The sequence below is a fragment of the Cyanobium sp. ATX 6F1 genome (assembly GCF_024346315.1).
Classification (GTDB): domain Bacteria; phylum Cyanobacteriota; class Cyanobacteriia; order PCC-6307; family Cyanobiaceae; genus ATX-6F1.
On the sequence record NZ_JAGQCS010000003.1, the window covers coordinates 169699 to 195029 of the forward strand.

25 protein-coding genes and 1 tRNA gene are annotated in these 25331 nt (G+C 67.7%); 12 read left to right on the top strand and 14 right to left on the bottom strand.

What is annotated here, in order from left to right:
- Positions 1–50 precede the first annotated feature (50 nt).
- From KBZ13_RS06015 to KBZ13_RS06045, 7 genes are all read right to left on the bottom strand, one after another.
- Positions 51–611 carry a peroxiredoxin gene (locus tag KBZ13_RS06015; RefSeq protein WP_255007403.1) on the bottom strand — a complete coding sequence of 187 codons (561 nt, stop codon included), beginning with the start codon at positions 609–611 and terminating at the stop codon, positions 51–53.
- Between the two features lie 42 nt (positions 612–653).
- A complete protein-coding gene (gene rpmB / locus KBZ13_RS06020) occupies positions 654–890 on the bottom strand; it encodes a 50S ribosomal protein L28 (protein ID WP_254939771.1) in 237 nt (78 codons plus the stop codon).
- A 100-nt stretch (positions 891–990) separates the two neighbouring features.
- Positions 991–2976, bottom strand: a complete 1986-nt coding sequence (gene htpG / locus KBZ13_RS06025) for a molecular chaperone HtpG (RefSeq protein WP_255007404.1) — start codon at positions 2974–2976, stop codon at positions 991–993.
- Between the two features lie 123 nt (positions 2977–3099).
- Positions 3100–3324 carry an indolepyruvate ferredoxin oxidoreductase subunit alpha gene (locus KBZ13_RS06030; protein WP_255007405.1) on the bottom strand — a complete coding sequence of 75 codons (225 nt, stop codon included), beginning with the start codon at positions 3322–3324 and terminating at the stop codon, positions 3100–3102.
- A 25-nt stretch (positions 3325–3349) separates the two neighbouring features.
- Complete coding sequence (locus tag KBZ13_RS06035; RefSeq protein ID WP_255007407.1) at positions 3350–4522, bottom strand: ATP phosphoribosyltransferase regulatory subunit; 1173 nt, start codon at positions 4520–4522, stop codon at positions 3350–3352.
- A gap of 33 nt (positions 4523–4555) precedes the next feature.
- Positions 4556–5431, bottom strand: coding sequence for an inositol monophosphatase family protein (locus KBZ13_RS06040; RefSeq protein ID WP_255007409.1), 876 nt, complete (start codon positions 5429–5431; stop codon positions 4556–4558).
- Positions 5428–5811, bottom strand: a complete 384-nt coding sequence (locus KBZ13_RS06045) for a 2Fe-2S iron-sulfur cluster-binding protein (RefSeq protein WP_255007411.1) — start codon at positions 5809–5811, stop codon at positions 5428–5430. The genes KBZ13_RS06040 and KBZ13_RS06045 overlap by 4 nt, the downstream gene beginning before the upstream one ends.
- Before the next feature lie 77 nt (positions 5812–5888).
- Here KBZ13_RS06045 and KBZ13_RS06050 point away from each other — a divergent pair.
- Positions 5889–5975 (top strand) — tRNA-Ser (locus tag KBZ13_RS06050).
- 292 nt (positions 5976–6267) lie between these two features.
- Here KBZ13_RS06050 and pstB read toward each other — a convergent pair.
- The 3 genes from pstB to pstC are packed head-to-tail and all read right to left on the bottom strand — an operon-like array spanning position 6268 to position 8998.
- A complete protein-coding gene (gene pstB, locus KBZ13_RS06055) occupies positions 6268–7086 on the bottom strand; it encodes a phosphate ABC transporter ATP-binding protein PstB (protein ID WP_255007412.1) in 819 nt (272 codons plus the stop codon).
- Between the two features lie 47 nt (positions 7087–7133).
- Complete coding sequence (pstA, locus tag KBZ13_RS06060) at positions 7134–8036, bottom strand: phosphate ABC transporter permease PstA (protein ID WP_255007415.1); 903 nt, start codon at positions 8034–8036, stop codon at positions 7134–7136.
- An 8-nt stretch (positions 8037–8044) separates the two neighbouring features.
- On the bottom strand, positions 8045–8998 hold the full coding sequence (pstC, locus tag KBZ13_RS06065) for a phosphate ABC transporter permease subunit PstC (RefSeq protein WP_255007417.1): 954 nt from the start codon (positions 8996–8998) through the stop codon (positions 8045–8047).
- 141 nt (positions 8999–9139) lie between these two features.
- Between pstC and dnaK the strand changes: the two genes are divergently transcribed.
- The 4 genes from dnaK to murQ are packed head-to-tail and all read left to right on the top strand — an operon-like array spanning position 9140 to position 13548.
- Positions 9140–11230: a molecular chaperone DnaK gene (gene dnaK, locus KBZ13_RS06070; RefSeq protein WP_255007419.1), complete on the top strand. Its 2091-nt coding sequence runs from the start codon at positions 9140–9142 to the stop codon at positions 11228–11230.
- A gap of 5 nt (positions 11231–11235) precedes the next feature.
- On the top strand, positions 11236–12168 hold the full coding sequence (locus KBZ13_RS06075; protein ID WP_255007421.1) for a DnaJ domain-containing protein: 933 nt from the start codon (positions 11236–11238) through the stop codon (positions 12166–12168).
- A gap of 31 nt (positions 12169–12199) precedes the next feature.
- Positions 12200–12622, top strand: coding sequence for a DUF3110 domain-containing protein (locus KBZ13_RS06080; protein WP_255007423.1), 423 nt, complete (start codon positions 12200–12202; stop codon positions 12620–12622).
- Positions 12619–13548 (top strand): N-acetylmuramic acid 6-phosphate etherase, encoded by a 930-nt coding sequence (gene murQ, locus KBZ13_RS06085; protein WP_255007425.1) that lies wholly within the window; start codon positions 12619–12621, stop codon positions 13546–13548. Before KBZ13_RS06080 ends, murQ begins: the two co-directional genes overlap by 4 nt.
- Here murQ and mtnP read toward each other — a convergent pair.
- A complete protein-coding gene (gene mtnP, locus KBZ13_RS06090) occupies positions 13532–14452 on the bottom strand; it encodes an S-methyl-5'-thioadenosine phosphorylase (RefSeq protein WP_255007427.1) in 921 nt (306 codons plus the stop codon). The genes murQ and mtnP overlap by 17 nt on opposite strands.
- Positions 14453–14521: 69 nt before the next feature.
- Between mtnP and KBZ13_RS06095 the strand changes: the two genes are divergently transcribed.
- On the top strand, positions 14522–14962 hold the full coding sequence (locus KBZ13_RS06095) for a peptidylprolyl isomerase (protein ID WP_255007429.1): 441 nt from the start codon (positions 14522–14524) through the stop codon (positions 14960–14962).
- A gap of 53 nt (positions 14963–15015) precedes the next feature.
- On the opposite strand, the gene ribBA is transcribed toward KBZ13_RS06095, so the two are convergent.
- Positions 15016–16659: a bifunctional 3,4-dihydroxy-2-butanone-4-phosphate synthase/GTP cyclohydrolase II gene (gene ribBA, locus KBZ13_RS06100; RefSeq protein WP_255007736.1), complete on the bottom strand. Its 1644-nt coding sequence runs from the start codon at positions 16657–16659 to the stop codon at positions 15016–15018.
- Positions 16660–16754: 95 nt separating this feature from the next.
- Between ribBA and argC the strand changes: the two genes are divergently transcribed.
- A complete protein-coding gene (gene argC / locus KBZ13_RS06105; RefSeq protein ID WP_255007431.1) occupies positions 16755–17849 on the top strand; it encodes an N-acetyl-gamma-glutamyl-phosphate reductase in 1095 nt (364 codons plus the stop codon).
- Here argC and purN read toward each other — a convergent pair.
- Positions 17840–18517: a phosphoribosylglycinamide formyltransferase gene (gene purN / locus KBZ13_RS06110; protein WP_255007433.1), complete on the bottom strand. Its 678-nt coding sequence runs from the start codon at positions 18515–18517 to the stop codon at positions 17840–17842. The genes argC and purN overlap by 10 nt on opposite strands.
- A gap of 7 nt (positions 18518–18524) precedes the next feature.
- Here purN and KBZ13_RS06115 point away from each other — a divergent pair, with 7 nt between their 5' ends.
- Genes KBZ13_RS06115 through KBZ13_RS06125 form a run of 3 tightly spaced genes read left to right on the top strand, consistent with a single transcriptional unit; the run spans position 18525 to position 21522 of the window.
- Complete coding sequence (locus KBZ13_RS06115) at positions 18525–18869, top strand: DUF1257 domain-containing protein (RefSeq protein WP_255007435.1); 345 nt, start codon at positions 18525–18527, stop codon at positions 18867–18869.
- 26 nt (positions 18870–18895) lie between these two features.
- Positions 18896–20626, top strand: a complete 1731-nt coding sequence (locus KBZ13_RS06120; RefSeq protein WP_255007436.1) for a M61 family metallopeptidase — start codon at positions 18896–18898, stop codon at positions 20624–20626.
- Positions 20620–21522 carry an N-acetylmuramoyl-L-alanine amidase gene (locus tag KBZ13_RS06125; protein WP_255007438.1) on the top strand — a complete coding sequence of 301 codons (903 nt, stop codon included), beginning with the start codon at positions 20620–20622 and terminating at the stop codon, positions 21520–21522. The genes KBZ13_RS06120 and KBZ13_RS06125 overlap by 7 nt, the downstream gene beginning before the upstream one ends.
- Before the next feature lie 7 nt (positions 21523–21529).
- Here the strand turns inward: KBZ13_RS06125 and KBZ13_RS06130 are convergent, their stop codons facing one another.
- On the bottom strand, positions 21530–22369 hold the full coding sequence (locus KBZ13_RS06130; RefSeq protein ID WP_255007439.1) for a helicase DnaB: 840 nt from the start codon (positions 22367–22369) through the stop codon (positions 21530–21532).
- A 219-nt stretch (positions 22370–22588) separates the two neighbouring features.
- Between KBZ13_RS06130 and KBZ13_RS06135 the strand changes: the two genes are divergently transcribed.
- Both KBZ13_RS06135 and KBZ13_RS06140 read left to right on the top strand, forming a co-directional pair.
- The gene (locus KBZ13_RS06135) at positions 22589–24190 is read left to right on the top strand and encodes a glucose-6-phosphate isomerase (RefSeq protein ID WP_255007737.1); all 1602 of its coding nucleotides are present in this window, start codon (positions 22589–22591) and stop codon (positions 24188–24190) included.
- A gap of 6 nt (positions 24191–24196) precedes the next feature.
- Positions 24197–25315, top strand: a complete 1119-nt coding sequence (locus tag KBZ13_RS06140; protein ID WP_261358861.1) for an S-(hydroxymethyl)glutathione dehydrogenase/class III alcohol dehydrogenase — start codon at positions 24197–24199, stop codon at positions 25313–25315.
- Positions 25316–25331: the final 16 nt, after the last annotated feature.

Genomic DNA, 25331 nt, shown 5'->3' on the forward strand with positions numbered 1-25331 from the left:
ATGAGTGCAGGGGCCTCCACGCTATCGGTGTGGACTGGCGGGCGATCCGCTCAGCTATTGGCCTGCAGTTGCTGGAGGGCAGCGAGCACCTCCTGGCTGTGGCCGCTGGGCCGCACCGCCCGCCAGCTGGCCCGCAGCACCCCTTGGGGATCAATCAGAAAGGTGTGGCGCTGGGAGAAGGGGGCGATCCAGCTGCCGTAGGCCGAGCTCAGCGTTCCGCCAGGGTCGGACAGCAGGGGGTAGGCGAGCTTCTCACTGCCGCAGAAGGCGGCATGGGAGTCGGGGTCATCGGCGCTGACGCCCACCACCTCAGCGCCTGCGGCATGGAAGGCCGCCAGATCCCGCTGGAAACCACGGGCTTCGAGCGTGCAACCGGAGGTGAAATCCTTGGGGTAGAAGTAGAGAACCAGCCAGCGGCCGGCGAACTCCCCCAAGCTCCTGTGGGCCTCCACCGCCTCACCGGCCTCGGGCACCACTCCGGCCAGGTCAAAGTCGGGGGCTGGTTGATCCAGCTCCGGCCATAGGCCGCCAAGGGAAAGGGCCTGCGGCGGAAACGCCAGCAGGCCCAGGGTGGTGAGGCCGAGGCTGCCAAGCAGCTGACGACGGTTCATGGCGTTCAGATCAGGCGAGATGCCGATGGCAGCCGGCGCTGCTCAGATCTTGGCGAGGTTGATGCCCAGCTCCTTGGCGTAGGCACCCAGGCCCTTCTTCTGGATGGTGCGCAGGGTGCGGGTGGCAACCCGCAGCTTCACCCAACGGTTGCCCTCGGCCCACCAGAGGCGGCGTTCCTGCAGGTTCACCTGCTGGAGTTTCTTGGTGCGCACGTGGGAATGGCTGACAGCCATGCCGTTGTTGGCGCGCTTGCCGGTGAGCTGACAAACCCGGGACATGACTTCAACCGATACAACTGGACTGGGCAGAAAAACCCGAACTGGGATCTTAACAACTGACCGGCGGGGCCTCTGGGCCCGTCGTTGGGGCCAGGGGCGCTTAGAAGCCCCGTTCCATCAGCCGGCCCATCAGATCGGCGCTGCGTTGCTGGAAGCCCGCCAGTTGGTTGGGCTCCAGGCCCCCCACCGCCAGGCGGGCCAGTTCGTAGATGTGGCGGCCCAGGTCATCGGCCAGCTGCTGGCTGGGGGAGCTGCCGCCGCTGCCCGTGAGCACGGCGCCGCTGGAGAGCTTGAGCAGGCCGGCCACCAGCGGGTGACGGCGATTGACCACCAGCACGTGGTGCTCGGGCAGGCCAGGCAGACGCTGCTCCATCAGGGCGCCGATGTCGTTGAGGCGGCGCATCTGCTCCGGCAGCAGGATCAGGGCCGCCGGGGCCGTCTCGCCCTTGAGGGCCTGCACCTGGATGGTCACCTTGTCGTTGGCCAGGGCCGCTTTGAACAGATCGCGCAGCTTCTCGGAGCCCTCCTTGCCTTCGGCATCGGCCAGCTCGCTGTCCTGCTCCTGGATGCTGCTGTCGAGCTCGGCGTCCACCCGCTGGAACTTGAGCTCGTTGTGGCGGTCTTCCAGCCAGGGGATGAACTGGGCGTCAATCACCGTGTCCGCCAGGAGCACCTCGGCCCCCTGGCCCTTCCAGAGCGCCAGGGCACCGGCCTGGCCCGCCTCATCGGTGCAGTAAAGGATGCGCTGGGCGTTGGCCTCAGGGAGCCGGCTGCGGTAGCCGGCCAGGGTGGTGTAGGCCTTGCCGCGGCCGTCCGGGATCGGATCGATGGGCTGGTCCGCCTGATCGGCCCAGGCATCGCCTGTGCTGTCTGGGGCGCCTTCGGCGTCGCCGCTGGCCTCGGGCTGGGCGGGCTGTTCCTGCAGCGGAGCGGTGGTGCCGAACAGCACAAGATCCGCCACCTGCTCGGCGAATTTGTCGTCTTCCAGGGCGCCGATCTTGATGAACGGGGCCAGGCCCTCCCAGATCTCGGCGTAGCGCCTGGGATCATCGCGGTGCAGCTCCTTGAGCCGGTCACCCACCTTCTTGGCCACGAAACCGCCGATTGAGCGCACCCGGCGGTCGGTCTGCAGGGCGCTGCGGCTCACGTTGAGCGGGATGTCGGGGGAATCGATCACGCCGCGCAGGGGGAGCAGGTAGCGGGGCACCACCTCCTTGATCGAATCGCTGACGAACACCTGATTGCAATACAGACGGATCTCGCCCTTCTCCCAGTCACCGCGCCCGGTGAGTTTGGGGAAAAACAGGATGCCCTGCAGGGTGTAGGGGTAGTCGGTGTTCAGGTGCACCCAGAGCAGTGGGTCCCCCTGGAATGGGTAGAGGTAGCGGTAGAGCTCGATGTAGTCGTTGTCAGTGAGGTCGCGGGGGCTCTGGCGCCACGGAGCCAGGCGCTTGTTGACGGTTTCCCCCTCGAGCTGCACCTCCACGGGCATGAAGTCGCAGTAGGTGGTGATCAAGGCGCGGATCCGGGCCGGCTCGATGTACTCCAGCTCCTCCTCCTGCAGGTGCAGGATCACGTCGGTGCCCGCTGCGCTGCGCTCGCCCGCATCGAGGCTGAAGTTGGGGGAGCCGTCGCAGCTCCAGCGCACGGCCTCGGCGCCTGGTTTGGCGCTCAGGCTCACCAACTCCACCCGGGCGGCCACCATGAAACTGGAGTAGAAGCCCAGGCCGAAGTGGCCGATGATCGCGTCGTCTTCGCGCTTGTACTTCTCGAGGAACTCCTCGGCGCTGGAGAAAGCTACCTGGTTGATGTAACGCTTCACCTCATCGGCGCTCATGCCGATGCCGTTGTCGCTGATGGTGAGCGTCTTCGCCTCGCGATCGATGCTGATGGCGATGCGGCCCTCATCGCCCTCGCTGCAGTCGCCGGCCATGGCGGCCATGCGCCGCTTGCTGATCGCATCCATCCCGTTGCTCACCAGCTCCCGCAGGAACACCTCATGGCCCGAATAGACGGCCTTTTTGATGATCGGGAAGATGTTCTCGGTGTGGATCTGGATCTGACCCTGTTCCTGGAGAACGGCCATGGCTGCAGCGTTTCCGCTCTGTGGTGAGGCGACCTTACGGAGCGGCCGCGCTGGCGCTCAAGGGCGGCCAGGGACGGGTCACCGAACCACCCCCGTGACCACCCGCGGTCGGCCTCGGCCGCCTCAGCCCCGGCGCTGCAGCTGCGGTTGTTCCTCGGGCACGATCGCCCCCTCCACCGGACACACCTGCAAGCAGATGCCGCAGTCGATGCAGGTGTCGAAATCGATCCAGAAAAAGCCCGTCCCCTTGCGGTTGGCGCCACTGCCGGGGTGGATGCAGGCCACCGGGCAGGCGTCCACGCAGTCGGCCACACCCTCGCAGACATCGGTGAGGATCGTGTGGGCCATGAACAGACGGCAAAGGCCGTCGATCCTAGGCAGCCAGCCAGAGCGCTGAACGGGCCCCCCGGGAGGCCGCCAGCCGTTCGGCCTCCGCCTGGCTCGGGCAGGGTTCGCTCAGCAGTTCGGCCGCCGTGCCTTCGCTGTGAAGCTGCTGCAGCCGGTCGAGGGCGGCGCTCAGCAGGTCGGCATCGGCGTAGGCCACCAGCAGCGGGCCGCCGGCGCTGGGCTCAGGGCCATGGCCCGTCAGCAATTCGCGGATGTCCTCGATCTGGAAACTGAAGCCCACCCCCGCGGCCGGGCTGCCCCCGAAACGACTCACCAGGGCGTCGTAGCGGCCACCGCTGGCGATCGCCACCGGCGCTTCGGTGCCGCGGCAGACCAGCTGGAGCACCAGCCCGTCATAGAGATCGAACTGAGGCTGGAAGCTGGGGTCGAGCTGCAGGCACACCCCGAGCCGTTCCGCCATCGGAGCGATGCTGCCGATCACAGCGCCCAGATCCCTGAGCAGCGGACTGGGCCCCAGCAGTTGCTCCAGTTGGTAGAGCACCGCCGTGGGCTCCCCCCGCAGGCGCATGAGCTGCTGCAGGGCCTGGCGGTCGCTCGCCTCGAGCGGCAGGGCCGCCAGGGCGAGGGGATCGAAGCCGGTCAGGGCTTTGCGGGCGGCGGTGCGCTGCTCGGCTGGGACGCGCGCCAGCAGGGTCGTGAGCAGGCCATGGTGGCCCAGCAGCAGCCGGGATTGATGGCGCTCGTCAAGGCCCAGGGCTTCGATGCAGGCCAGCAGCAGCCTCAGCAGTTCGGCATCGGCGGCGGCGGCGGCAACCCCCAGCAGTTCCACGCCGCTCTGCAGCTGTTCCTGCACCCGCTGGCTGCCGGAATCGCCGATGAAGCTGCGGAAGGTGGCGCCGCTGGCCCAGAGGCGCAGGGGCCGGGGCCGGCCCGCCAGCCGAGTGGAGGCGGCACGGGCGATCGAGGCGGTCATCTCCGGACGCAGCCCCAGGGGCTCGTCGCTCACCAGCCGCACCACCTCCCGGCCATCGATGGCGCCGCCCGCCGCGAAGGTTTCGAGCCGCTCGATGCTGGGGGGGGCCACCTCCTGGTACCCCCACAAGCGGTAGACCGCCGCGAGCCGCTCGCGCAGGCGGCGGTTGCCATCCACCTCCCATGGGTTGAGATCCCTGGCTCCGGCGGCAGGTTGCAGGGCCATGGGACAAGGGGGAGGGGGGCTGTGTTGGCGATCCTATGGAGCGTCCAGTTCCGGGGCGCCGAAGCTGGCCCCGTCCAGGGGTCTGATGGCGGAAAGCCCCTCCACCAGGGCTCTATGGAGCCCTGGGGCGCAGGCGATCAGGCGGCCTTCGCCCAGCTCCAGGGGGCTGCCGTCGTAGCGGCTGACGATGCCGCCGGCCTGCTCCACCAGCGCCACTCCGGCGGCGAGGTCCCAGGGGGAGAGGCCGCGCTCCCAGTAGCCATCAAGACGCCCGGCGGCCACGTAGGCCAGATCGAGGGCGGCGGCACCGGCCCGGCGTACGCCGCGGCTGCGGTGGGTGAACCAGCAGAACTCGGCGTAGTTGTTGTCCAGCCGTGTGTGCCGGTCGTAGGCGAAGCCCGTGGCCAGCAGGGACGACCCCAGTTCTTCGCAACCGCTCACCGCCAGGCGGTTGTCGTTGCACCATGCCCCCAGGCCCGGGGCGGCCCAGAAGAACTGCTCCAGGGCCGGGGCCGCCAGGGCCCCCAACAGGGGCTGACCCCTCCAGGTGAGACCTACCGAGGTGGCGAAAAAGGGGAAGCCGTGGGCGAAGTTGGTGGTGCCATCGAGGGGATCAACGCACCACTGTAGATCGCTTTTCAACGCGCTTTGGCCGGTTTCTTCCGCGAGTACCCCCAGTTCAGGGGTCTGGGCGCTCAGTAACTCCAGAACGGCCGTCTCGGCGGCCTCATCGGCTTCGGTGACCAGATCCCCGGCCCGGCCCTTCTCACGGATGCGCTCCAGCCGGCCGAGGTGCTCCCGAAGGGCCAGCGAACCTGCCTGGGCGGCGGCGCGGGCCACCTCCGCCAGGCGCTCGATTTCCAGTGCCGTCAGTCCCGCCGCTGCAGCGGCCTGATCTGAAAGTCTCATTCGTCGTCGAGGGGCAGGCCGGCCCGCACCTTGCCCCGGCCGAAATGGCGCCCGAACTGGAGCTCGTAGACCTCGTCTTCGTCGGTGGTCTCCACCTCCAGGGGGCCCAGGGCCCTGGCCACGCAGAGCAGGCCGTAGCCCCTGTTGCGCAGCGCCTGGGAGATGCCGAGTGACTCCCGCTGGTCGATGCTGCCGCTGAGCACCCGCACCGCGCAGGCGGTGCAGCAGCCGTTACGGCAGCTGAAGGGCAGCGGTTCGCCCTGGGACTCGAAGCTGCGCAGGATGTACTCCCCTTCCGGCACCTCCAGCACAATCGTGCGCCCGGCCTGGCGGTGATGCACGGTGATCGGGAATCGCCGCACGGTCTGGACCTCGAACATGGGCTGGGAAGCGCCGATGGCGCCCGAGTGGTGAGAAGGCCTGCTGCTAGATTGCCTTCTGCCCCATTTAAGCCCCTGGAGAGGTGGCCGAGTGGTCGAAGGCGCAGCACTGGAAATGCTGTATAGGGGCAACTCTATCGAGGGTTCGAATCCCTCCCTCTCCGTTGAAAACCGGCCCAAGGGCCGGTTTTTTTTATGGCGATCACTGTTGGCATCCGGGCCAAGGGTGGAGCCTGTTGAAGGCTGGAACTTGGCCCCATGGGTATCAAGGAGAGCGGCGTCTTGTTGCGCCTTCATGATCACCGCAGCCCGATCATCAAGAGCCGTTGATGAATCGCGACTGTTGTGAGTGGCTTTAAGTTATTGATTGTGCCCTGGCCTCTGTCAGCTTCCCTGGATGGCCGATCAGCGCTCATCTCGCCTGCCTGGCCTGGTCATCGGTAGGACGCGGGGCCGTCAGCCGAAGCGGCCGCTGACGTAGTCCAGGGTGGCTTGCTGGGCGGGGGAGTTGAAGATCGCTTCCGTTTCGGCGAACTCCACCAGATAACCGATCTTGCCGCTGCCGCCTTCCACCGCTTCGGCGTTGAAGAAGGCCGTTTGATCCGACACACGCACGGCCTGCTGCATGTTGTGGGTCACGATCACAATCGTGTAGTTCTTCTTGAGCTCGTGCATCATCTCCTCGATCTTCAAGGTGGAAATCGGATCAAGGGCCGAGCAGGGTTCATCCATCAGAATCACTTCGGGCTCTACGGAAATCGCCCGGGCGATGCAGAGACGCTGTTGCTGGCCGCCGGAGAGGGAATAGCCACTCTCTTTGAGCTTGTCCTTGGTTTCATCCCAGATCGCCGCTTTGCGCAGGGAACGCTCCACCAGTTCGTCCATGTCGCCGCGGTAGCCATGGATGCGGGCGCCGAAGGCGATGTTTTCGTAGATCGATTTGGGGAAGGGGTTCGGACGCTGAAACACCATGCCGATGCGCCGCCGCACCTCGACGGGATCGACGTTGGGGGCATAGAGATCGTGGCCCTCGAACACCACTCGGCCCTTGAGGCTGCAACCCTCGATCAGATCATTCATGCGGTTGAGACCGCGCAGCACCGTCGATTTCCCGCAGCCTGAGGGCCCGATGAAGGCCGTCACCTGGCCCTTGGGGATCTCCATGAAGACGTTGCGCACGGCCTCGAAGCTGCCGTAACTGATCGAGACGTTCTCCAGGGACATGCAGATGTCCGAATTGGCCGTCGACTGGGGGCTGAGGGAGGTGGCGGTCATGACACAGAGGAATGGAAGTGTGGGGAGCGGTGAACGGGGAGCGGCCTTTAGGTTGAGGAGGCGAAGCGGCTCAACCAGCGGGCAAGCAGATTGGCCGCCAGGATCAGGACCACCAGCACGAAGGAAGCAGCCCAGGCCAGGGCGTTCTGGGCCTCGTAAGGCATGATCGCGAAGTTGAAGATCAGCACCGACATGGTGGCGATCGGCTTGAGCAGACCCTCAGCCCAGAAGGGAGAGAACAGGGCCGTGAAGATCAACGGAGCGGTTTCACCCGCCGCCCTGGCAATGCCCAGCACCACACCGGTGGCAATCGGGGTGAAGGCAGTGGGCAGGGTGATCCGGGTGATGGTGACGAACTTGGAAGCACCCACGCCGATGGCGCCCATGCGCAGCTCCTGGGGCACCAGCTTGAGGCCCTCGTCGGTGGTCTTGATCACCGTGGGCAGCATCAGTACCGAGAGAGCAATGCCTCCGGCCACAGCGCTGTAACTCTCGCCGAAGAGGATTCGGGTCGAGACGATCAGGCCGTAGATGAACACCCCGCAGATGATCGAGGGCACGCCAGCCAGCACGTTGGTGCCGAAACGCACGAAGCTCTGGAACCAGCCGCCCTTGGAGTACTCCGCCAGGTAGATCCCACCGCCGACGCCGACAGGAATGGCGATCAACGAGGCCACCAGGGTGACCAGGAAGGTGCCGAGGATGGCGTTGCCGATGCCGCCGCCCTCGGTGCCGGGGGCGGGAGGGAGCTGCGTGAGCAGACCAATGCTGATAAGTGAGCCGCCTTTGATCAGCACGTACAAAAGCACCAGCACCAGAGGCAAAACGGCGATCAGGGAGAACAGGCCGGTGAGAAAGGTGAAAAAGAGGTTCCAGCGGTTGCGCCCGAGTTCTGGCTGCTTGTGCAGCGACTGCCGGTCGAACAGCTTTTCGGTGGAGGCGTAGGCCATGGGTTGGTTCAGTACTTCAGGCTGAGGCGTTTGACGACCCACTGGGCAAAGATGTTCACCACCAAGGTGAGCACCATCAGCACCAGGGCCGCGTACATCAAGGAGGAGACCTGGGAACCGTCGGCTTCACCGAACTGGTTCGCCAACATTGAGGCGATTGTGTTGCCCGGAGCCAGCAACGAGACGCTGAAGTTGTTGGAATTGCCGATGATCATCGTCACCGCCATGGTTTCACCCATGGCCCGCCCGAGGGCCAGCATCACGCCACCGGTGATGCCCGACACCGCCGCTGGAAGGATCACCTGAAGAATCGCCCCCCAGCGGGTGGTGCCGATGCCGTAGGCCGCCTGACGCAGCTCAGGAGGCACCTGATTGAGAGAATCCCTGGAGATCGCCGTGATGATCGGCAGGATCATCACCACCAGAATCAGGACCGCCGGTGCCATGCCAGGGCCCTGGGGCTGGGTGCTGAAGATCGGTAGCCAACCAAGGGCGTCATAGAGCCAGGTCAGCAGGGGCCGCAGGAAGGGCTCCATCACGAAGATGGCCCAGAGGCCGAGCACCACCGATGGAATCGCCGCCAGCAACTCCACCATCAGCCCGATCAGGGTGCGGAGTTTGAGTGGAATCAGGTTCTCGGTGATGAAGATCGCCGTTCCCACCCCAAGGGGCACGGCAATCAGCAGCGAGAGCAGGGAGCTGACGATCGTGCCGTAGATGGCCGTGAACGCCCCGTATTCCTCCTTGACGGGGTTCCAGGCGGAGTTCACCAGAAAGCCGAGACCGAATTGCTTGATGGCTTCCTCGGAACCATGCATCACGGTGAGCAGGATTCCCAGCAGCACGATCGCCACCAGGGAAGCCAGCACGATCACCAGTTGGCGGAAGCCGAGATCGAGGAGTTTTTCGCTGGGGGGCCTGCGCTTCAGCGTGAACAGGTCCCCGTTCGAACTGATCGTCATGCAAACTCAGCTTTCAGCCGAAACCTAGGTGTGGCAGGCATCGCCCGTCACTAAGAATCGATTAAGGCCTCCCCTTGGGGGCGGCCGCTGGCCCCGTTACCTTGGGTGCTCCGTTGGCGGATTCCTGGGGCGGCGGGTTGTATGGGGCGAATCGTCGGCATCGACCTGGGCACCACCAATTCGGTGGTGGCGGTTCTTGAAGGTGGCCGGCCGCAGGTGATTGCCAATGCCGAGGGGGGGCGCACCACCCCCTCGGTGGTGGGCTTCAGCCGTGATCAGGACCTGCTGGTGGGCCAACTGGCCCGCCGCCAGATGGTGCTGAACCCCCGCAACACCTTTGCCAATCTGAAGCGGTTCGTGGGCCGCAACTGGAGCGAACTGGAGGAGGGCAGCCTATCGGTGCCCTACACCGTGCGGGCCAACGACCAGGGCAATGTGCGGGTGGTCTGCCCGGCCACCGAGCGGGAGTATGCCCCCGAGGAGCTGGTGGCCAGCGTGCTGCGCAAGCTCGTCGATGACGCCTCCACCTACCTCGGCGAGCCGGTGGAGGCGGCGGTGATCACCGTTCCGGCCTATTTCGACGACGCCCAGCGCCAGGCGACCCGCGATGCCGGCCGGCTGGCGGGGATCAGCGTCGAGCGCATCCTCAACGAGCCCACGGCCGCCGCCCTGGCCTATGGCTTCGACCGCAGCACGGTCAAACGGGTGCTGGTGTTCGACCTGGGGGGCGGCACCTTCGATGTCTCGGTGCTGCGGATCGCCAATGGCGTCTTTGATGTCAAGGCCACCAGCGGCGACACCCAGCTGGGGGGCAATGACTGGGACCGGCGCGTCGTCGACTGGCTGGCGGAGGCGTTTCTGGCCGAGCACAGCATCGATCTGCGCCGGGACCGCCAGGCCCTGCAGCGGCTCACCGAGGCGGCCGAAAAGGCCAAGCAGGAGCTCTCCGGCGTCACCAGCACCCCGATTTCCCTGCCCTTCATCACCACCGGCCCGGAGGGTCCGCTGCACATCGAGACCACCTTGGAGCGGCGGGTCTTCGAGGGGCTCTGCCCCGACCTGCTCGACCGCTTGCTGCGGCCCGTGCAACGCGCTCTGCGGGATTCAGCCCTGGCCGCTGAGGACATCGACGATGTGGTGCTGGTGGGGGGCAGCACGCGCATGCCGATGGTGCAGGAGATGGTGCGCACCTTGATCCCCCTGGAGCCCTGCCAGTCGGTGAACCCCGATGAGGTGGTGGCGATCGGCGCGGCCGTTCAGGCCGGCATCCTCACCGGCGAGCTCCGCGATCTGATGCTCAACGATGTCACCCCTCTCTCGCTTGGATTGGAGACCATCGGCGGGGTGATGAAGGTGCTGATTCCGCGCAACACCCCGATCCCGGTGCGGAAATCGGATCTGTTCAGCACCTCGGAGGCCAACCAGAGCTCCGTGGAGGTGCATGTGCTCCAGGGGGAGCGCCAGATGGCCGAGGGCAACAAGTCGCTCGGCCGATTCCGGCTGGCGGGCATCCCTCCGGCCCCTCGGGGCGTTCCCCAGGTGCAGGTCTCCTTCGACATCGACGCCAATGGTCTGCTGCAGGTGTCGGCCACCGATCGCACCACCGGCCGGCAGCAGAGCGTCTCGATTCAGGGGGGCTCCAACCTCAGCGAAGAGGAGATTGCCACCCTGCTTGAGGAGGCGGAGCGCAAGGCCGGGGAAGACCGCCGCAAGCGCGTGGAGATCGACCGCCGCAACCGGGCCCAGACCCTGGTGGCCCAGGCGGAGCGGCGGCTCCGGGACGCCGCCCTGGAGCTGGGGCCCTACGGCGCCGAACGTCAGCAGCGGGCGGTGGAGATGGCCCTGAGGGAGGTTCATGATCTGCTCGCTCCAGGCGATGCCGCTGACCTGCAGGACCTGGACCTGGCGGTGAGTCAGCTGCAGGAGGCGATCTATGGGCTCAATCGGCGCCTGAGCAACGAACGCAAGCAGGAATCCAATCCGCTGCAGGGCCTCAAGAACACACTGGGCTCTCTCAAGGACGAGCTGTTCTCCGACGACGAGTGGGATGACTGGGATCGCCCTGGCGGTTCCCCCCGCTATGGCCGCGACCCCTGGTTGGAGCCCTCCTACGGCCGGGAGCGCACACCGGCAGCGCCCCGCCGCTACGAACGCGACGCCCCCGCGCGCCGCACCAGTGCGCCCCTGCCCCTCAGCCGCTCCTATGACGACGACCCCTGGTCGGAGGTCTGAGCAGCGTGACCCGCAGCAGCACCACCGCCGGCTCGGATTACTGGGCGGTGCTGGGCCTGGAGCCCGGTGCCGATGGCCCCACCCTCAAACGCGCCTTCCGTCAGTTGGCCCGTCGCTGGCATCCGGATCTCAACGGCAACGATCCGGTGGCCGAGGAGCGTTTCAAGCTTCTCAATGAGGCCTATGCGGTGCTCACCGATCCGAAGCGGCGCCAGGCCTTTGAGCTGGGCTTCGATCCGGCCTCGGGCGCTGCCGCTGACCCCTTCGCCACGGGATTCCCCGACTTCGACACCTACCTGGACACCCTGTTTGGCCGCCGCCGCGAGCCGGAGCCTGAACCTCCCGCAACGGCGGCAGCGGCCTGGGAGCAGGGGGCCCCAGACCTGGAGCAGGCCGCCCCTGGCTCGGTCACCCCTTCCCCGGCGCCGCCAGCGCCGGTGCAGGCAGCCTCCGACCAGGAATCCCTGGTGGAGCTCACCCCGGAGCAGGCCCTGGCGGGCGAACGGATCGAACTGGTGCTCAGTGATGGCACCACCGTGGAGGTCTGGACGCCTCCGCTGGCGGGGGATGGCTGGCGCCTGCGGCTTGCGGGGGTGACCCCCGGGGGCGGTGATCATTTCCTGCAGCTCCGGGTGCGCACCGCCGAGGGCCTGCGCATCGACGGCCTGCGGGTGACCTTCCCCCTGGAGTTGATGCCGGCCGATGCCGCCCTGGGTTGTTCGGTGGTGGTGCCCACCCTGGCCGGGCCGGTGAAGCTGCGCGTGCCGCCCGGCTCCTCCAGTGGGCGTTTGCTGCGCCTGCGTGGCCGGGGCCTGGAGCTGGATCAGCAGCGGGGCGATCAACTGGTGGAGATCCGGATCATGGTGCCCGACGAGCTCAGCGAGGCCGAGGAAGCCCTCTACCGCAGGCTTCAGCAGCTCGGCCATGAACTGGAGTGAGAAACTGTCAGTCGCGCTTCATCTCCGCTCGATGCCGGTTCATGTGCTCCTCTTCGACGCCGGCAGCGAAAACGAGGGAATCCATTCCCTGGAGCTGAACGGCACCACGGTGGTGCTCCTGTTCGAGGATCGCGATGACGCCGAGCGTTACGCCGGCCTGCTGGAAGCCCAGGATTTCCCCACCCCCTCCGTCGAGGCCCTCGACCGTGAGGAGATGGAGCTGTTCTGCGCTGAATCGGGCTACCAGGCGCGGGTGGTGCCCAGCGGTTTTCTGCCCCAGTCGGCGGAGGATCGGCTGTTGATCGCCCCTCCTGAAGCCAACATGGATGTCTCGAGCTGGCAGGAGCAGGCCGATCGTTCAGGGGAAGGGGACCCTCGCTCCCCAGGGGAGTCGCTCAGTTCCGGCGATCCAGAACTCGAAAACTTCCGCCGCCGGCTGGAGGGCTTGCTGTGAGCGCCCTCACCAGCCCAGCGTCCGATCGCGGCGCCTTGCTCACCGAGCAGCCCAATCCCGCCAGCGCCGAACTCGATCAGCTGGCCACCGCTGCGCTGGTGCAGCTGTTCTGCGACGAGGACCGGCGGCCCCAGCAGGCGGTGGCCGCCGCTGCCCCCCAGCTGACCCAGGCGATCGATGCCATCAGCGCTCGCCTCGGCCATGGGGGCCGCTTGTTCTACCTCGGTGCCGGCACCTCGGGGCGCCTGGGGGTGCTGGATGCGGCCGAGTGTCCGCCCACGTTCTGCTCGCCGCCGGAGCTCGTGCAGGGGGTGCTGGCCGGGGGGGCAGCGGCCCTGCTGCGCAGCTCCGAGGGCCTCGAAGACCTGCGGGAGGCCGGCCGCGCCGATCTGCTTGAGCGCGGGTTTTCGGAAGCAGATGCCCTGGTGGGGATCGCTGCCGGGGGCACCACCCCCTACGTGCTCGGGGCCCTGGAGCTGGCGCAGGAGCTCGGCGCCCTGGCGATTGCCCTGGCCTGCGTCCCGGCCGACCAGGCACCGATGCCCTGCGACATCGACATCCGTCTCTTGACGGGCCCCGAGCTGCTCACCGGCTCCACCCGGCTCAAGGCCGGCACCGCCACAAAAATGGCGCTCAATATCCTCTCCACGGGAGTGATGGTGCGCCTGGGCAAGGTGCACGGCAACCGCATGGTCGATGTGGCCGTCACCAACAGCAAGCTGGAAGACCGGGCCCTGCGCATCCTGCGGGATCTGGCCGGAGTGGAGCGCCCAGAGGGCACCAGGTTGCTGGAGGAATCGGGGGGTTCGGTGAAGCGGGCGTTGCTGATGGCCCAGCGGGGGGTGTCGGCCACCGAGGCCGCTTCCCGACTGGAGCAATCGGGCGGCCGGTTGCGGGAGGCACTTCGGCTCAACGCTGCTCGGTAGCCACCGCTCCCCAGTAGGGGGTGGTGAACAGGTCGAGCTTGGCCCGCGTGCTGGCGGGCACCTGCTCCTTGGGGGTCATCAGGGCGTGGCGCAGGGCCTGGTGGGCGCTGCTCAGGGGGCGTTGGGCGGCGATGCGCTCGGCCGCCGTTTTGATGATGTCCTGGGCCAGGGCCGCATTGGCCCGGAGGTTGTCGATCACCATCTCCACGCTCACGGCGTCGTGATCGGCATGCCAGCAGTCGTAGTCGGTGGCCATGGCCAGGGTGGTGTAGGCGATCTCCGCCTCCCGCGCCAGGCGCGCTTCGGTGTGGTTGGTCATGCCGATCACCGCGCAGTCGAGGCTCTGATAAAAGCGCGATTCAGCCCGGGTGGAGAAGGCCGGGCCTTCCATGCACAGGTAGGTGCCGCCCCGGTGCAGACGGCGCCCTTCGGGCATCAGGCTGTCGGCCACATCGGCCAGCAGGCGGCTGAGGGCGGGGCAGAAGGGATCGGCAAAGCCCACGTGGGCCACGGCCCCCTCCCCGAAAAACGTCAGGGGCCGCTGGTGGGTGCGGTCGATGAATTGATCGGGCACCACCATGTCCAGGGGGCGCACCTCCTCGAGCAGCGAGCCCACGGCGGAGCAGGAGACGATCCAGCGCACCCCGAGCGAGCGCAGGGCCCAGATGTTGGCCCGGTAGGGCACCTCCGTGGGGGTGAAGGTGTGGTGGCGGCCATGGCGAGCCAGGAACACCACCTCCAGATCGCCGATCCGACCCAGGCGCAGGGCATCGGAGGGAGCGCCGAAGGGGGTCTCCACCTGCAGCTCCTGGATGTCTTCGAGCCCCTCCATGGCATAGAGACCGCTGCCGCCCAGCACGCCGAGACGGGCGGTGGCCAGATCGAGGCCGGTGGGGCTGCTCATTGCCATCGTGATCGTGCGCGACCGTTCTACCCGAGCGGATACAGTCCGCCTTTCCCTCCCCCCTTGCCCGTGACCAAAGCCCTGATGGACACCGATGCCGGCACCGTCGAACTGGAGCTGTTCGACGCCGACGCCCCCGGCACCGTGGCCAACTTCGTCAAGTTGGCCAACGACGGCTACTACGACGGCCTGGCCTTCCACCGGGTGATCGGTGGGTTCATGGCCCAGGGCGGCTGCCCCAACACCCGCGCCGGGGCCAAGGGCGCGCCGGGCACCGGCGGCCCCGGCTACACGATTCCCTGTGAGATCAACAGCCGCAAGCACCAGGCCGGCTCCCTCTCGATGGCCCACGCCGGCAAGAACACCGGCGGCAGTCAGTTCTTCCTCTGCCATGACGCCCAGCCCCACCTCGATGGGGTGCACACGGTGTTCGGCCAGGCGGCCAACGTGGATGTGGTGCTGGCGATTCAGAAGGGCACCAAGATCAACAAGGTGACGATCAGTGCCTGATCCGGCTGCTGTGACACCGCTGCGCTGACCCTCTGGCTCTGGCCCTCTGGGCCTCAGCTCCAGCGCAGCAGGGAGCCTGGCTGCAGCCGCAGCCTGGGATGGTCCTGCCGCAGTTCAACCAGGGGCCGCAGCTCGGCCTCCAGGGTGACGCTGGGGTGGGCACTGCGCTGGGCATCGGGTGCCAGCAGCAGGCTGACCGCCTGGGTACCGGGCCAGCGGGCCAGGGTCTGGAGGCCTTCACCCAGGCGCTCCAGGGGCAGGTCTCCAGCGGCGTCGATCGCTCCGTTCACTCCCTTGGCTTCCATCGAACCTGTCAGCGGTCCCAGCAGCACCGCGAGCTCGGGCTGGTCCAACAGGGCCAGCAGGCGCGGATGTTCCTCCAGTTGGATCCCCAGCTGGAGCTGCTGGGCCCACTGCTGCAAGCTCTGCCAGAGCTCGGTGCGCTGCGCTTCGGATCCCCGCCAGGCCAGCACCACCGAGGGGCCCCGGGGGGCGTCCAGCAGATGGCCCAGCTTGTCTTGCTTGGTCTGGAGGTAGCCGGCGTTGTATTCGCCCGCTTCGATCACCAGTGGCACCCGGTCTTCCACCTGCAGGCCGTAACCGCCCAGGCCGGCGATCTTGCGGGGGTTGTTGGTGATCAGGCGCAACCGCTGCACCCCCAGGTCGCTGAGGATCTGGGCGCCGATGCCGTAGTTGCGCAGGTCAGCGCCGAAGCCCAGGCGCTCGTTGGCTTCCACCGTGTCGAGGCCGCCGTCCTGGAGGCTGTAGGCGCGCAGCTTGTTGATCAGGCCGATGCCGCGGCCCTCCTGGCGGAGGTAGATCACCAGCCCCTCGCCGGCCGCTTCGATCATGCGCAGGGCCGCCTCCAGCTGGGGACGGCAGTCGCAGCGCAGGGAGCCGAAGGCATCGCCGGTGAGGCACTCGGAGTGCACGCGGACCAGCACCGGGCCGCTGGCGGTTTCGGGCTGGCCTTTGACGATGGCGATGTGCTCGCTGCCATCGAGTTCGTTGCGGAAGCCGATCGCCCGGAAGCTGCCGAAGCTGCTGGGTAGGCGAGCTTCCGCCAACCGTCTGACGAAGCGCTCGGTGTCGAGGCGGTAGCGGATCAGGTCGGCGATGCTGATCAGCCGCAGGCCGTGCTGGCGGGCATAGTCCGCCAGCTGGGGCAGGCGGGCCATGGACCCGTCGGGGTTCTGGATCTCGCAGATCACCCCGGAGGGATAGAGCCCCGCCAGGCGGGCCAGATCCACGGCCGCCTCGGTGTGGCCGGCGCGTTTGAGCACACCCCCCTGGCGGGCGCGCAGGGGAAAGACGTGTCCGGGCCGGCGCAGGTCGCCGGGGCGGCTGCCCGAGTGGATCGCCACCTGGATCGTGCGCGCCCGATCCTCCGCTGAGATGCCTGTGCTGACGCCGTTTTCAGGGCCGGCATCGACGCTGACGGTGAAGGCGGTCTGGTTGCTGTCGGTGTTGCGGTCCACCATCAGCGGCAGATCGAGGGCGTCGAGCCGCTCGCCCTCCATCGCCAGGCAGATCAGGCCGCGGGCTTCGGTGGCCATGAAATTGATCTGGGCTGGTGTCGCGAACTGGGCGGCACAGATCAGGTCGCCCTCGTTTTCCCGGTTCTCATCGTCGACGACCACGACCATGTCGCCGTTGCGGATGGCGGCAAGGCCATCGGCGATGGAATCGAAGCGGATCGCAGCGAGCTGGCTCAGGGCAGGTCAGGCCGATGGCCCTGGTTCAATCCACTTTTATAGAGCCCGGTACGATCTGGCGTTCCCGTTCCACTGGCATGGCGAGCCCATCCGCACCCGATCCCAGCGCGGCCGTGCGGGGTGTGGCGGTCATCGGGGCCACGGGGTATGGGGGCCTTCAGACCGTGCGGCTGCTCCAGGACCATCCCGCCCTGGCGGTGACGTTCCTGGGGGGCGAGCGCAGTTCGGGCAAGCGCTGGAGCGAGCTGGTGCCGTTCCTTCCCCTTGCCGAGGATCTGGTGATCCAGCGTCCCGATCCGGAGGCGATCGCCGCCGCCGCTGACCTGGCGGTGCTCAGCCTGCCCAATGGCCTGGCCTCCACGCTCGTGCCCGATCTGCTGGAGCGGGGCGTCAAGGTGGTCGACCTCTCCGCCGACTACCGCTACCGCTCCCTGGCCCAGTGGAAGGAGGTGTATGCCAGTGAGGCCCGCCAATTTCCACGCTCCGATGAGGCGCTCTGTCAGGAGGCCGCCTATGGGCTGGTGGAGTGGGAGGCCGAACGCATCGCCAAAGCCCGCCTGGTGGCCGCTCCCGGTTGCTTTCCCACCGCCAGCCTGCTGGCCCTGTTGCCCTTCCTGCAGCAAGGTCTGATCGAGGCCAGTGGCATCGTGATCGACGCCAAGACAGGCACCTCCGGCGGTGGCCGCGCCGCCAAGGAAAATCTGCTCCTGGCGGAGGCCTCCGAGGCCGTGGTTCCCTACGGCGTGCTGGGCCATCGCCACACCAGTGAGATTGAGCAGGCGGCCAGTCAGGCCCTGGGGCGTTCCATCCAGCTCCAGTTCACCCCCCACCTGATGCCGATGGTGCGTGGGCTCCTGGCCACGGTCTACGGCCGCCTGCGGGATCCTGGCCTCACGGCCGAAGACTGCACCACCTTGCTGAAGGCGGCTTACCGCCACAGCCCCTGCGTGGACGTGCTGCCGGTGGGCACCTATCCCTCCACCAAGTGGGTGCGCCAGACCAACCGCGCCCTGCTGTCGGTGCAGGTGGATTCCCGCAACGGTCAGTTGATCGTGATGAGCGCCATCGACAACCTGATCAAGGGCCAGGCGGGCCAGGGCGTGCAGTGCCTGAATCTGCTGGCGGGCCTGGGCGCCACCACCGGCCTGCCGCTGCTGCCCTTCTACCCCTGATCGAATCGGGCCGTCCGCTCCAGCCGCTGGGCGGCCAGGGCGACCGCCAGGGGCAGGATCCGGTGCTCCTGCCGTTGGATCCTGGCCGCCAGCCGCCCATGGTCGTCATCGCTGAGCACGGGCACGGCCGCCTGGGCCAGGATCGGCCCCGCATCCACCTCCGCCGTGACCAGGTGGGCGCTGCAGCCGCTCAGGGCGACCCCGGCCGCCAGGGCCTGGCCGACGGCATCCAGGCCGCGGAAGCTGGGCAGCAGGGAGGGGTGGATGTTCACCAGGCGCTGGGGGTAGGCGTCAATCAGGGCGGGCGTGACGATCCGCATCCAGCCGGCCATCACCACCAAATCCACGCGGGCACCTTCAAAGGCCTTGACGAGGGCCTGGTCCAGGTCGGCGCGGCTGCTGTGGAGGCGATGGTCGCGCAGTTGCCAGGGCACCTGCAGGCGCGTGGCGCGGTTCTGGGCGCCGCAACCGGGGTTGTTGACCACCAGCAGCTCCACGCTTGCGTCGAGGGGCCCCTGGCGAGTGGCGTTGACCAGGGCTTCGAAGTTGCTTCCCGCCCCCGAGGCCATCACCCCCAGCCGCAGGGGCGCCCTCAAACGGGGCCAGGCCTGTGGCAACGGCCACTGGATCCCCGGGATGGGCTCGCTAGGGTCGGCCGGAACGGGCATCGGATCCATGTCCCATCTCTCCATCCTGCCCACTGTGCTTCGGGACACCGATGTGCTGGCAGCGAGTCTGGCTGATCTGGGCTTGGAGCCCCGCTGGGGGGGGAAGCTTCCTGGATTTGCCGGTGAAGCCGAGCCGGTGGAGTTGCAGGTGCGGCTCTCCTCCGATCTGGCCCTGGGCTGGCGGCGTCAACCCAGCGGTGAACTGGCCCTGGTGGGTGACCTGCAGCGACTCAGCCGCAGCCATCAGGTGGCGCCGTTGCTGGGCCGCCTTACCCGCAGCTACGCCGCCCGCGCCGCGCTTCGGGATGCCGCCCTGCTGCTCCCGACGGGCAGCGTTCACCTCGATCGCTGAGCCCGGCGCCGGTGCCTGAGCTGACCTTGAATCTGACTGCTCCTCACCAGCCTCTGGTGCGGGCCACCCTCTCCCTGGCTGCCCCCAACCGGGTGCTGCGCTTTCGGTTGCCGGGCTGGACGCCGGGGTCGTACCTGATCCGCGACTACGTGCGCCATCTGGAGCGGCTGGAGGTGTGGCAGGGGGGGCAAGTCCTGCCGCTGCGCCAGCTGGCGCCGGCCGCCTGGGAAGTGGAGCCTTCAGGGCATCAGCCCATTGAGATCCGCACCGAGACGCTGGCCACCGACCTCAGTGTGCGCACCTGCCATCTCAATGGCCAGCACGGCTTTCTGGCCCTGGCGGCGCTCGCCCTGGAGGTGGAGGGCGAGCGCTGGAACCCCCACCGCCTGCGCCTGGAGCTGCCGGAAGGCTGGGAGGCCTTCGTGCCCCTGCCCCGGGAGGCGGATGGCAGCTGGATCGCTGCTGATTTCGATGCCCTCGTCGATGCGCCAGTGGAGGCGGGCCCCCACCGGGAGCACCGTTTCGAGGTGCACGGGGTGCCCCACCGCTGGGTCACCTGGGAGACGGGCCGTCCCCTGCTGGAGCTCCATTCCGAGCTGCTGGAGCAGGTGGCGGCGATCTGCCGCCGTTGTTGTCTGTTCATGGGTGAACCAGCCCCGGCAGCCGACAACTATCTGTTCGTCCTGCATCTGCTCGATGAGGGCTATGGCGGCTTGGAGCACGATGCCAGCACGGTGCTCCAGTTCGGTCGCAAGGCGCTGGGCCGGCCTGATGGCCTGCGCAAGTTGCTGCAGTTGGTGGGCCATGAATACCTGCACCAGTGGAACGTCCGCAGGCTGCGGCCCGCCGAACTCACGCCGATCGATTACCACCAGAGCGTCGTGGTGCCCAGCCTCTGGTTCGCCGAAGGGATCACCAGCTACGTCGATCAATTGCTGCCCTTCGCCGCAGGGCTCAGTGATGAGGCAGCGGCCCTGGAGGATCTCGGCGCCGATTTCAGCCGCTACCTGCTCACCCCTGGCCGACGGGTGCAGAGCCTGCGCCAGAGCAGCGAGCAGGCCTGGGTGAAGCTCTACAAACGCGATGCCTCAAGCGACGACAACCAGATCAGCTACTACCTGAAAGGGGCGCTGCTGGCCTTGGTGCTCGATCTGCACCTGCGACGGGCCGGATCGGCCCTGTTCGTGGTGGTGCGGGATCTCTGGCGGCGGCTGGGGCGGGTCGGGCGGGGCTATCGCGAGGCGGACCTGATCGCCGCCTTTGCCCGGCGCTCTTCTGACCTGGAGGCCTTGCTGCCCGCCTGGCTGGGCTCCACGGAGGATCCGCCCTTTGCGGCTTACCTCGCCGATATGGGTCTGGAGCTGGTGGCGGAACCCGCCAGCCACCCCGAGAGCGGCATCGTCTGCCAGATCGATCCCCACCAGGTCCTGGTGGTGCGCAAGCTGCCGCGCCATGGACCGGGGGAACGCTCGGGTCTCGAGCTGGGCGACGAGCTGTTGGCCCTCGATGGGGTGCGGCTGCGCCAGGCGGAGGATCTTCCTCCCTTGCTGCGGAAGGATCGCGGCCAGCGGTTGCTGCTGGCCCGGCGTGGCCAGGTGATGGAGCTGGCGTTCACCAGTTCAGCGCCCGCGATCGAGCGCTGGACGCTCAGGATCGATCCCCAGGCACCGGCTGATGCCGAGGAGCGGCGCCGACGTTGGCTGGCCCTGGAGCCGGAGCCCGCCCGGCTGCCGGACCCTGAGACGGTTCGATGTTGAGACCCCCGGAGCGACTTCTCTGGGCCCGAAGGCGGAGCTCCCGGCCCCTGGTGCTGGCGATCGGGTTGGGGGGGATGGCCTGCCTACTGGGGTTGGGCTGGCTGGCTCGGGCGATCGGCGAGCGCCCCCCTGAGCGTCGCGATTCCAGCCTGCTGAGCTTCCTGCGCGACGGGGTGCAGGGTTCCTCCACGAATGAGGGGCTTCCCCGCCGGGCCCCCACCCCGCCACCGGTCCAGGCCTGGAGCAGCCCCCTGCGCCGCCAGTGCCGCGGCACCGATGCGGCCCTCAAGCAGCGGTTGCAGCGGTTGAGTGCCGTGCTTCAGCAACGCACCTTCCATCTGGACACCGATCCCACCAACTACGGCGAGCGCTTCAACCAGGACGCCTTCGGCCAACCGGTCGATCCAACCCCTCGGCTGATCGTCCTGCATGAAACCGTTTATGGGTTGTCCTCGGCGATCAACACCTTCGTCACCCCCCATCCCAGCGATGAGGATCAGGTGAGCTACCACACGCTGATCGGGCTCCAGGGCGAGGTAGTCCAGGTGCTCGACCCCTCCCGGCGGGCCTTCGGGGCGGGCAACTCGGCCTTCAACGGCCAGTGGGTGGTCACCAACCCGAAGCTCAATGGCTCGGTCAACAACTTCGCTCTGCACCTCAGCCTGGAAACGCCCTTGGATGGCGAAAACGATGACTCCGAGCACAGCGGCTACACCGCCGCCCAGCTGGATGCGACCGCCGTGGTGCTGGCCGACTGGATGAAGCGCTTTCCCATTCCCCCCCAGTCGATCACCACCCACCGGGCGGTGGATCTCGGAGGGGAACGCCAGGATCCCCGCAGCTTCGATTGGAGCGCCCTTCAGATGCGCCTGGCGGCCCTGGGCCGACTCTGCTGAAAGCCGCTCAGATCAGGGTTGAGACCGGCGCCTTGCGGACGGAATAGATCAGGGCGTGCAGTTCAGGGTCCTGCATGTAACGCAGGATGCGGGTGGAGTAGTCGAGTTTGCCGTTGTGGAGGTAGGCCAACGTGGCGATGGCCTTGGCGTCCCGGGGGCGGGTGCTGGCATTGAGCGGGCGCTCGGTGGAGATGCCGAGCAGTTTCTTCTGGCGGGCCAGCTGCCCCACCAGCAACTGCACGTTGCGCCGGGGATCCAGGAGCTGATCGCGGGCGGCCTGAATCTCTGCCTGGCTGGCCTGAGGGCTCAGGAGCCCCTGCTTCACCATCTCGCTCAACCCCAGCTGGGCGGGCCCATGGGTGCTGAACAGGCCGGAATGGGCGGCCAGGGGCAGGTCTTCACCGGGCTTGGCGTGCTGCATCTCATCGAAGAGAATCGCCGCCACCAGCATCGGGTTGACGCCCCGGCGGCGGCTCTCGACCAGGATCGTGGGCCGCAGTTCCTCCAGTCGGGTCACCGTGATCGAGCGCAGGGGGGTGAGCTCATCAAGCCCCTTGGTGAACAGTTGCGCCAGAGGTGTTTGGGGGCCATGCACCCCGAAGCGGCGCTGGAGCTCCTGCAGCTCTTGGGGGCTGAAGGCCGTGGGATCGGGCCGCTGGCCCTCGTTGATCAGGGCCTGGCTGCGGCTGTTGTCGGTGCCGACGCTGGCGCTGAGACCCGGTTCGCTCACGATCACGGAGCTGGACCAACGATTGACCCGGGGAGCCACATCCAGGCCGATGGCCAGGCCGATGGCCAGGCTGAGGCCCACCAAAAACCGTCGCCGCACCAGCGGAGCAGGGTCCATGGGGAGTCGCTGGGTCAAAGGCGTATGAATTGCAAGGAAACTCTAGACAACTTTTGAAAAAGCTTGCTACCTGCGTCCCCGTTCCCTGTGCCTTTTCCTCGAGCCACCAGGGTGCCGGGGTCATGGGTCCAGTTCCAGCGGCTCTTGCTTGAGCCGTTCACGGGCGGGGTCCGTGGATAGGTTCAGGGGGTGCGCCGATCAGGACGTCGTTCCGTCGACATGACCTTGCCCCCGGATACCGCCTCCACGTCACCGCTGACGCCTTGGCACCGCTTCTGCTCCCTGCTCTGGCACCACGACGACCTGGGCCTCTGGCTCGATCCCAGCCGCATGGCCTTGGGGGAATCCGATCTTGGTGCCCTGGAGCCCGCCTTCGGCCGCGCCTTCGCAGCCCTGGCCGCCCTGGAGGCGGGTTCCATCGCCAACCCAGATGAAGGCCGCCAGGTGGGTCACTACTGGCTGCGCGCTCCCGCCCTGGCGCCCGACGCGGCCACGGCCGCCCAGATCACTGGCGAGATCGATCGCATCGAAGCCTTTGGCCAGGCCGTGCTTGAGGGCCGTCTCCAGGCCCCAGGCGGGGCCGCGTTCACCGACGTGCTCTGGATCGGCATCGGTGGCTCGGGCCTGGGGCCGCTGCTGATCCTCCGGGCGCTTCAACGCCAGGGGCGGGGGCTGCCGTTCCACTTCTTCGACAATGTCGATCCTGAGGGCTTCAGCCGCGTGCTCGCGGGCCTCGGGGAGAAGCTGCGCACCAGCCTGGTGATCGTGGTCAGCAAATCCGGCGGCACCCCCGAGCCCCGCATCGGCCAGGAACAGGCCCAGGCGCGGCTGGAGGCCCTCGGGGGCCAATGGGCCGCCCAGGCGGTGGCGGTGACCATGGCCGGCAGCGCCCTGGACCGCAAGGCGGTCGCCGAGGGCTGGCTGGAGCGCTTCGATCTGTTCGACTGGGTGGGTGGCCGCACCAGCATCACCAGCGTCGTGGGGCTGCTGCCAGCGGCCCTGATCGGCGCTGATCTGCGCGCCTTCCTGGAGGGTGCGGCCCGCATGGATGAGGCCACCCGGGTGCCCGACCTGCGCCGCAACCCCGCCGCCCTGCTGGCGGCCGCCTGGTACGCGGCCGGGGAGGGCCGGGGCCGCCGCGACATGGTGGTGCTGCCCTACCGCGACCGGCTGGAGGTGTTCAGTCGCTACCTGCAGCAGTTGGTGATGGAATCGCTGGGCAAGCGCCTCAACCGCCAGGGCGAGGTGGTGCACCAGGGGCTGGCGGTCTACGGCAACAAGGGCTCCACCGACCAGCACGCCTATGTGCAGCAGTTGCGTGATGGCCTCGACAACTTCTTTGTCACCTTCATCGAGGTGCTCGAAGATCCCGCCGACATCGCTCCGATCGGCGGCGAGCACCCGGGCGACTTCCTGGATGGCTTTTTCCAGGGGACCCGCGCCGCCCTGAGCGAAGGCGGTCGCCAGAGCCTCACCCTGACCCTGCGCCGCTTCGATGAACGCAGCCTGGGGGCCCTGATCGCCCTGTTCGAGCGGGCGGTCGGGCTCTACGGCGAACTGATCGATGTGAACGCCTACCACCAGCCCGGGGTGGAAGCCGGCAAGCAGGCCGCCGCCGAGGTGCTGGCGCTCCAGGCCCAGCTGGAAGAGCTGCTGGCCGATGGGGTGCCCCGCAACCTGGAGGCGATCGCGGCCAGCCTGGATCTGCACAGTCCGGAGCAGCCGTTCTGGATCCTGCGCCGTCTGAGCGCCGCCGGTCGGGGGTACGGCGCGACGGGTGATTGGTCCAATCCCACCACCTTGACCTTCCAACGGAACTGAGTCGCGATGATTCGATCCCGTGCCGCCGTGGCCTGGGCCCCGGGCCAGCCCCTGGAGATCACCGACATCGAGGTCGCCCCACCGGCGCCCGGTGAGGTGTTGCTGCGGGTGGTGGCCACGGGGGTCTGCCACACCGATGCCTTCACCCTCTCCGGCGCCGACCCCGAAGGAGTGTTTCCAGCGATCCTCGGCCACGAGGGCGGCGCCGTGGTGGAGGCGATCGGAGCCGAGGTGAGCTCGGTGGCGGTGGGCGACCACGTGATCCCCCTCTACACGCCGGAATGCCGGCGCTGCACGTTCTGCCTTTCGGGAAAAACCAATCTCTGTCAGGCGATCCGCACCACCCAGGGCCAAGGGCTGATGCCCGATGGCAGCAGCCGCTTCTCGAAGAACGGCCAGCCGATCTTCCATTACATGGGTACGTCCACCTTCTCCGAATACACGGTGGTGCCGGAGATTGCCGTGGCCAAGATCAATCCCCAGGCGCCCCTCGACCAGGTTTGTCTGCTCGGTTGTGGGGTCACCACCGGCATCGGCGCCGTGCGCAACACCGCCAAGGTGGAACCCGGCAGCACCGTGGCCGTGTTCGGCCTGGGGGGCATCGGGCTGGCGGTGGTGATCGGTGCGGTGATGGCCCAGGCCTCACGGATCATCGCCATCGACACCAACCCCGAGAAGTTCGCGATCGCCCGCCAGCTGGGGGCCACCGATTGCCTCAATCCCCGCGATTACGACGCTCCGATCCAGCAGGTGTTGATCGATCTCACCGATGGCGGTGTCGATTACTCGTTTGAGTGCATCGGCAGCGTCGAGGTGATGCGCGCCGCCTTGGAGAGCTGTCACAAGGGATGGGGCGAATCCACGATCATCGGCGTGGCCGGCGCCGGCCAGGAGATCTCCACGCGGCCGTTCCAGCTGGTGACGGGACGTGTCTGGCGCGGCTCGGCCTTCGGTGGGGTGCGTGGGCGCACGGAATTGCCGGGTTACGTGGAGATGGCCCAGCGGGGGGAGATCCCCCTGGAGCTGTTCATCACCCACACCCTGGGGCTGGGGGCGATCAATGAGGCCTTCGAGCTGATGCACTCCGGCCAGAGCATCCGCACGGTGATCCGCTACGACCTCTGAACCAGGAGACGTCCCT

Coding starts and splice junctions, on each gene's coding strand:
- KBZ13_RS06130 (WP_255007439.1), bottom strand. CDS start 22,369: ATGGACCCTGCTCCGCTGGTGCGGCGACGGTTTTTGGTGGGCCTCAGC.
- pstC (WP_255007417.1), bottom strand. CDS start 8,998: ATGACGATCAGTTCGAACGGGGACCTGTTCACGCTGAAGCGCAGGCCC.
- dnaK (WP_255007419.1), top strand. CDS start 9,140: ATGGGGCGAATCGTCGGCATCGACCTGGGCACCACCAATTCGGTGGTG.
- KBZ13_RS06135 (WP_255007737.1), top strand. CDS start 22,589: ATGACCTTGCCCCCGGATACCGCCTCCACGTCACCGCTGACGCCTTGG.
- KBZ13_RS06080 (WP_255007423.1), top strand. CDS start 12,200: ATGCCGGTTCATGTGCTCCTCTTCGACGCCGGCAGCGAAAACGAGGGA.
- KBZ13_RS06115 (WP_255007435.1), top strand. CDS start 18,525: ATGTCCCATCTCTCCATCCTGCCCACTGTGCTTCGGGACACCGATGTG.
- argC (WP_255007431.1), top strand. CDS start 16,755: ATGGCGAGCCCATCCGCACCCGATCCCAGCGCGGCCGTGCGGGGTGTG.
- KBZ13_RS06045 (WP_255007411.1), bottom strand. CDS start 5,811: ATGTTCGAGGTCCAGACCGTGCGGCGATTCCCGATCACCGTGCATCAC.
- mtnP (WP_255007427.1), bottom strand. CDS start 14,452: ATGAGCAGCCCCACCGGCCTCGATCTGGCCACCGCCCGTCTCGGCGTG.
- KBZ13_RS06140 (WP_261358861.1), top strand. CDS start 24,197: ATGATTCGATCCCGTGCCGCCGTGGCCTGGGCCCCGGGCCAGCCCCTG.
- KBZ13_RS06030 (WP_255007405.1), bottom strand. CDS start 3,324: ATGGCCCACACGATCCTCACCGATGTCTGCGAGGGTGTGGCCGACTGC.
- rpmB (WP_254939771.1), bottom strand. CDS start 890: ATGTCCCGGGTTTGTCAGCTCACCGGCAAGCGCGCCAACAACGGCATG.
- purN (WP_255007433.1), bottom strand. CDS start 18,517: ATGCCCGTTCCGGCCGACCCTAGCGAGCCCATCCCGGGGATCCAGTGG.
- KBZ13_RS06125 (WP_255007438.1), top strand. CDS start 20,620: ATGTTGAGACCCCCGGAGCGACTTCTCTGGGCCCGAAGGCGGAGCTCC.
- pstA (WP_255007415.1), bottom strand. CDS start 8,036: ATGGCCTACGCCTCCACCGAAAAGCTGTTCGACCGGCAGTCGCTGCAC.
- htpG (WP_255007404.1), bottom strand. CDS start 2,976: ATGGCCGTTCTCCAGGAACAGGGTCAGATCCAGATCCACACCGAGAAC.
- KBZ13_RS06035 (WP_255007407.1), bottom strand. CDS start 4,522: ATGGCCCTGCAACCTGCCGCCGGAGCCAGGGATCTCAACCCATGGGAG.
- pstB (WP_255007412.1), bottom strand. CDS start 7,086: ATGACCGCCACCTCCCTCAGCCCCCAGTCGACGGCCAATTCGGACATC.
- KBZ13_RS06015 (WP_255007403.1), bottom strand. CDS start 611: ATGAACCGTCGTCAGCTGCTTGGCAGCCTCGGCCTCACCACCCTGGGC.
- KBZ13_RS06040 (WP_255007409.1), bottom strand. CDS start 5,431: ATGAGACTTTCAGATCAGGCCGCTGCAGCGGCGGGACTGACGGCACTG.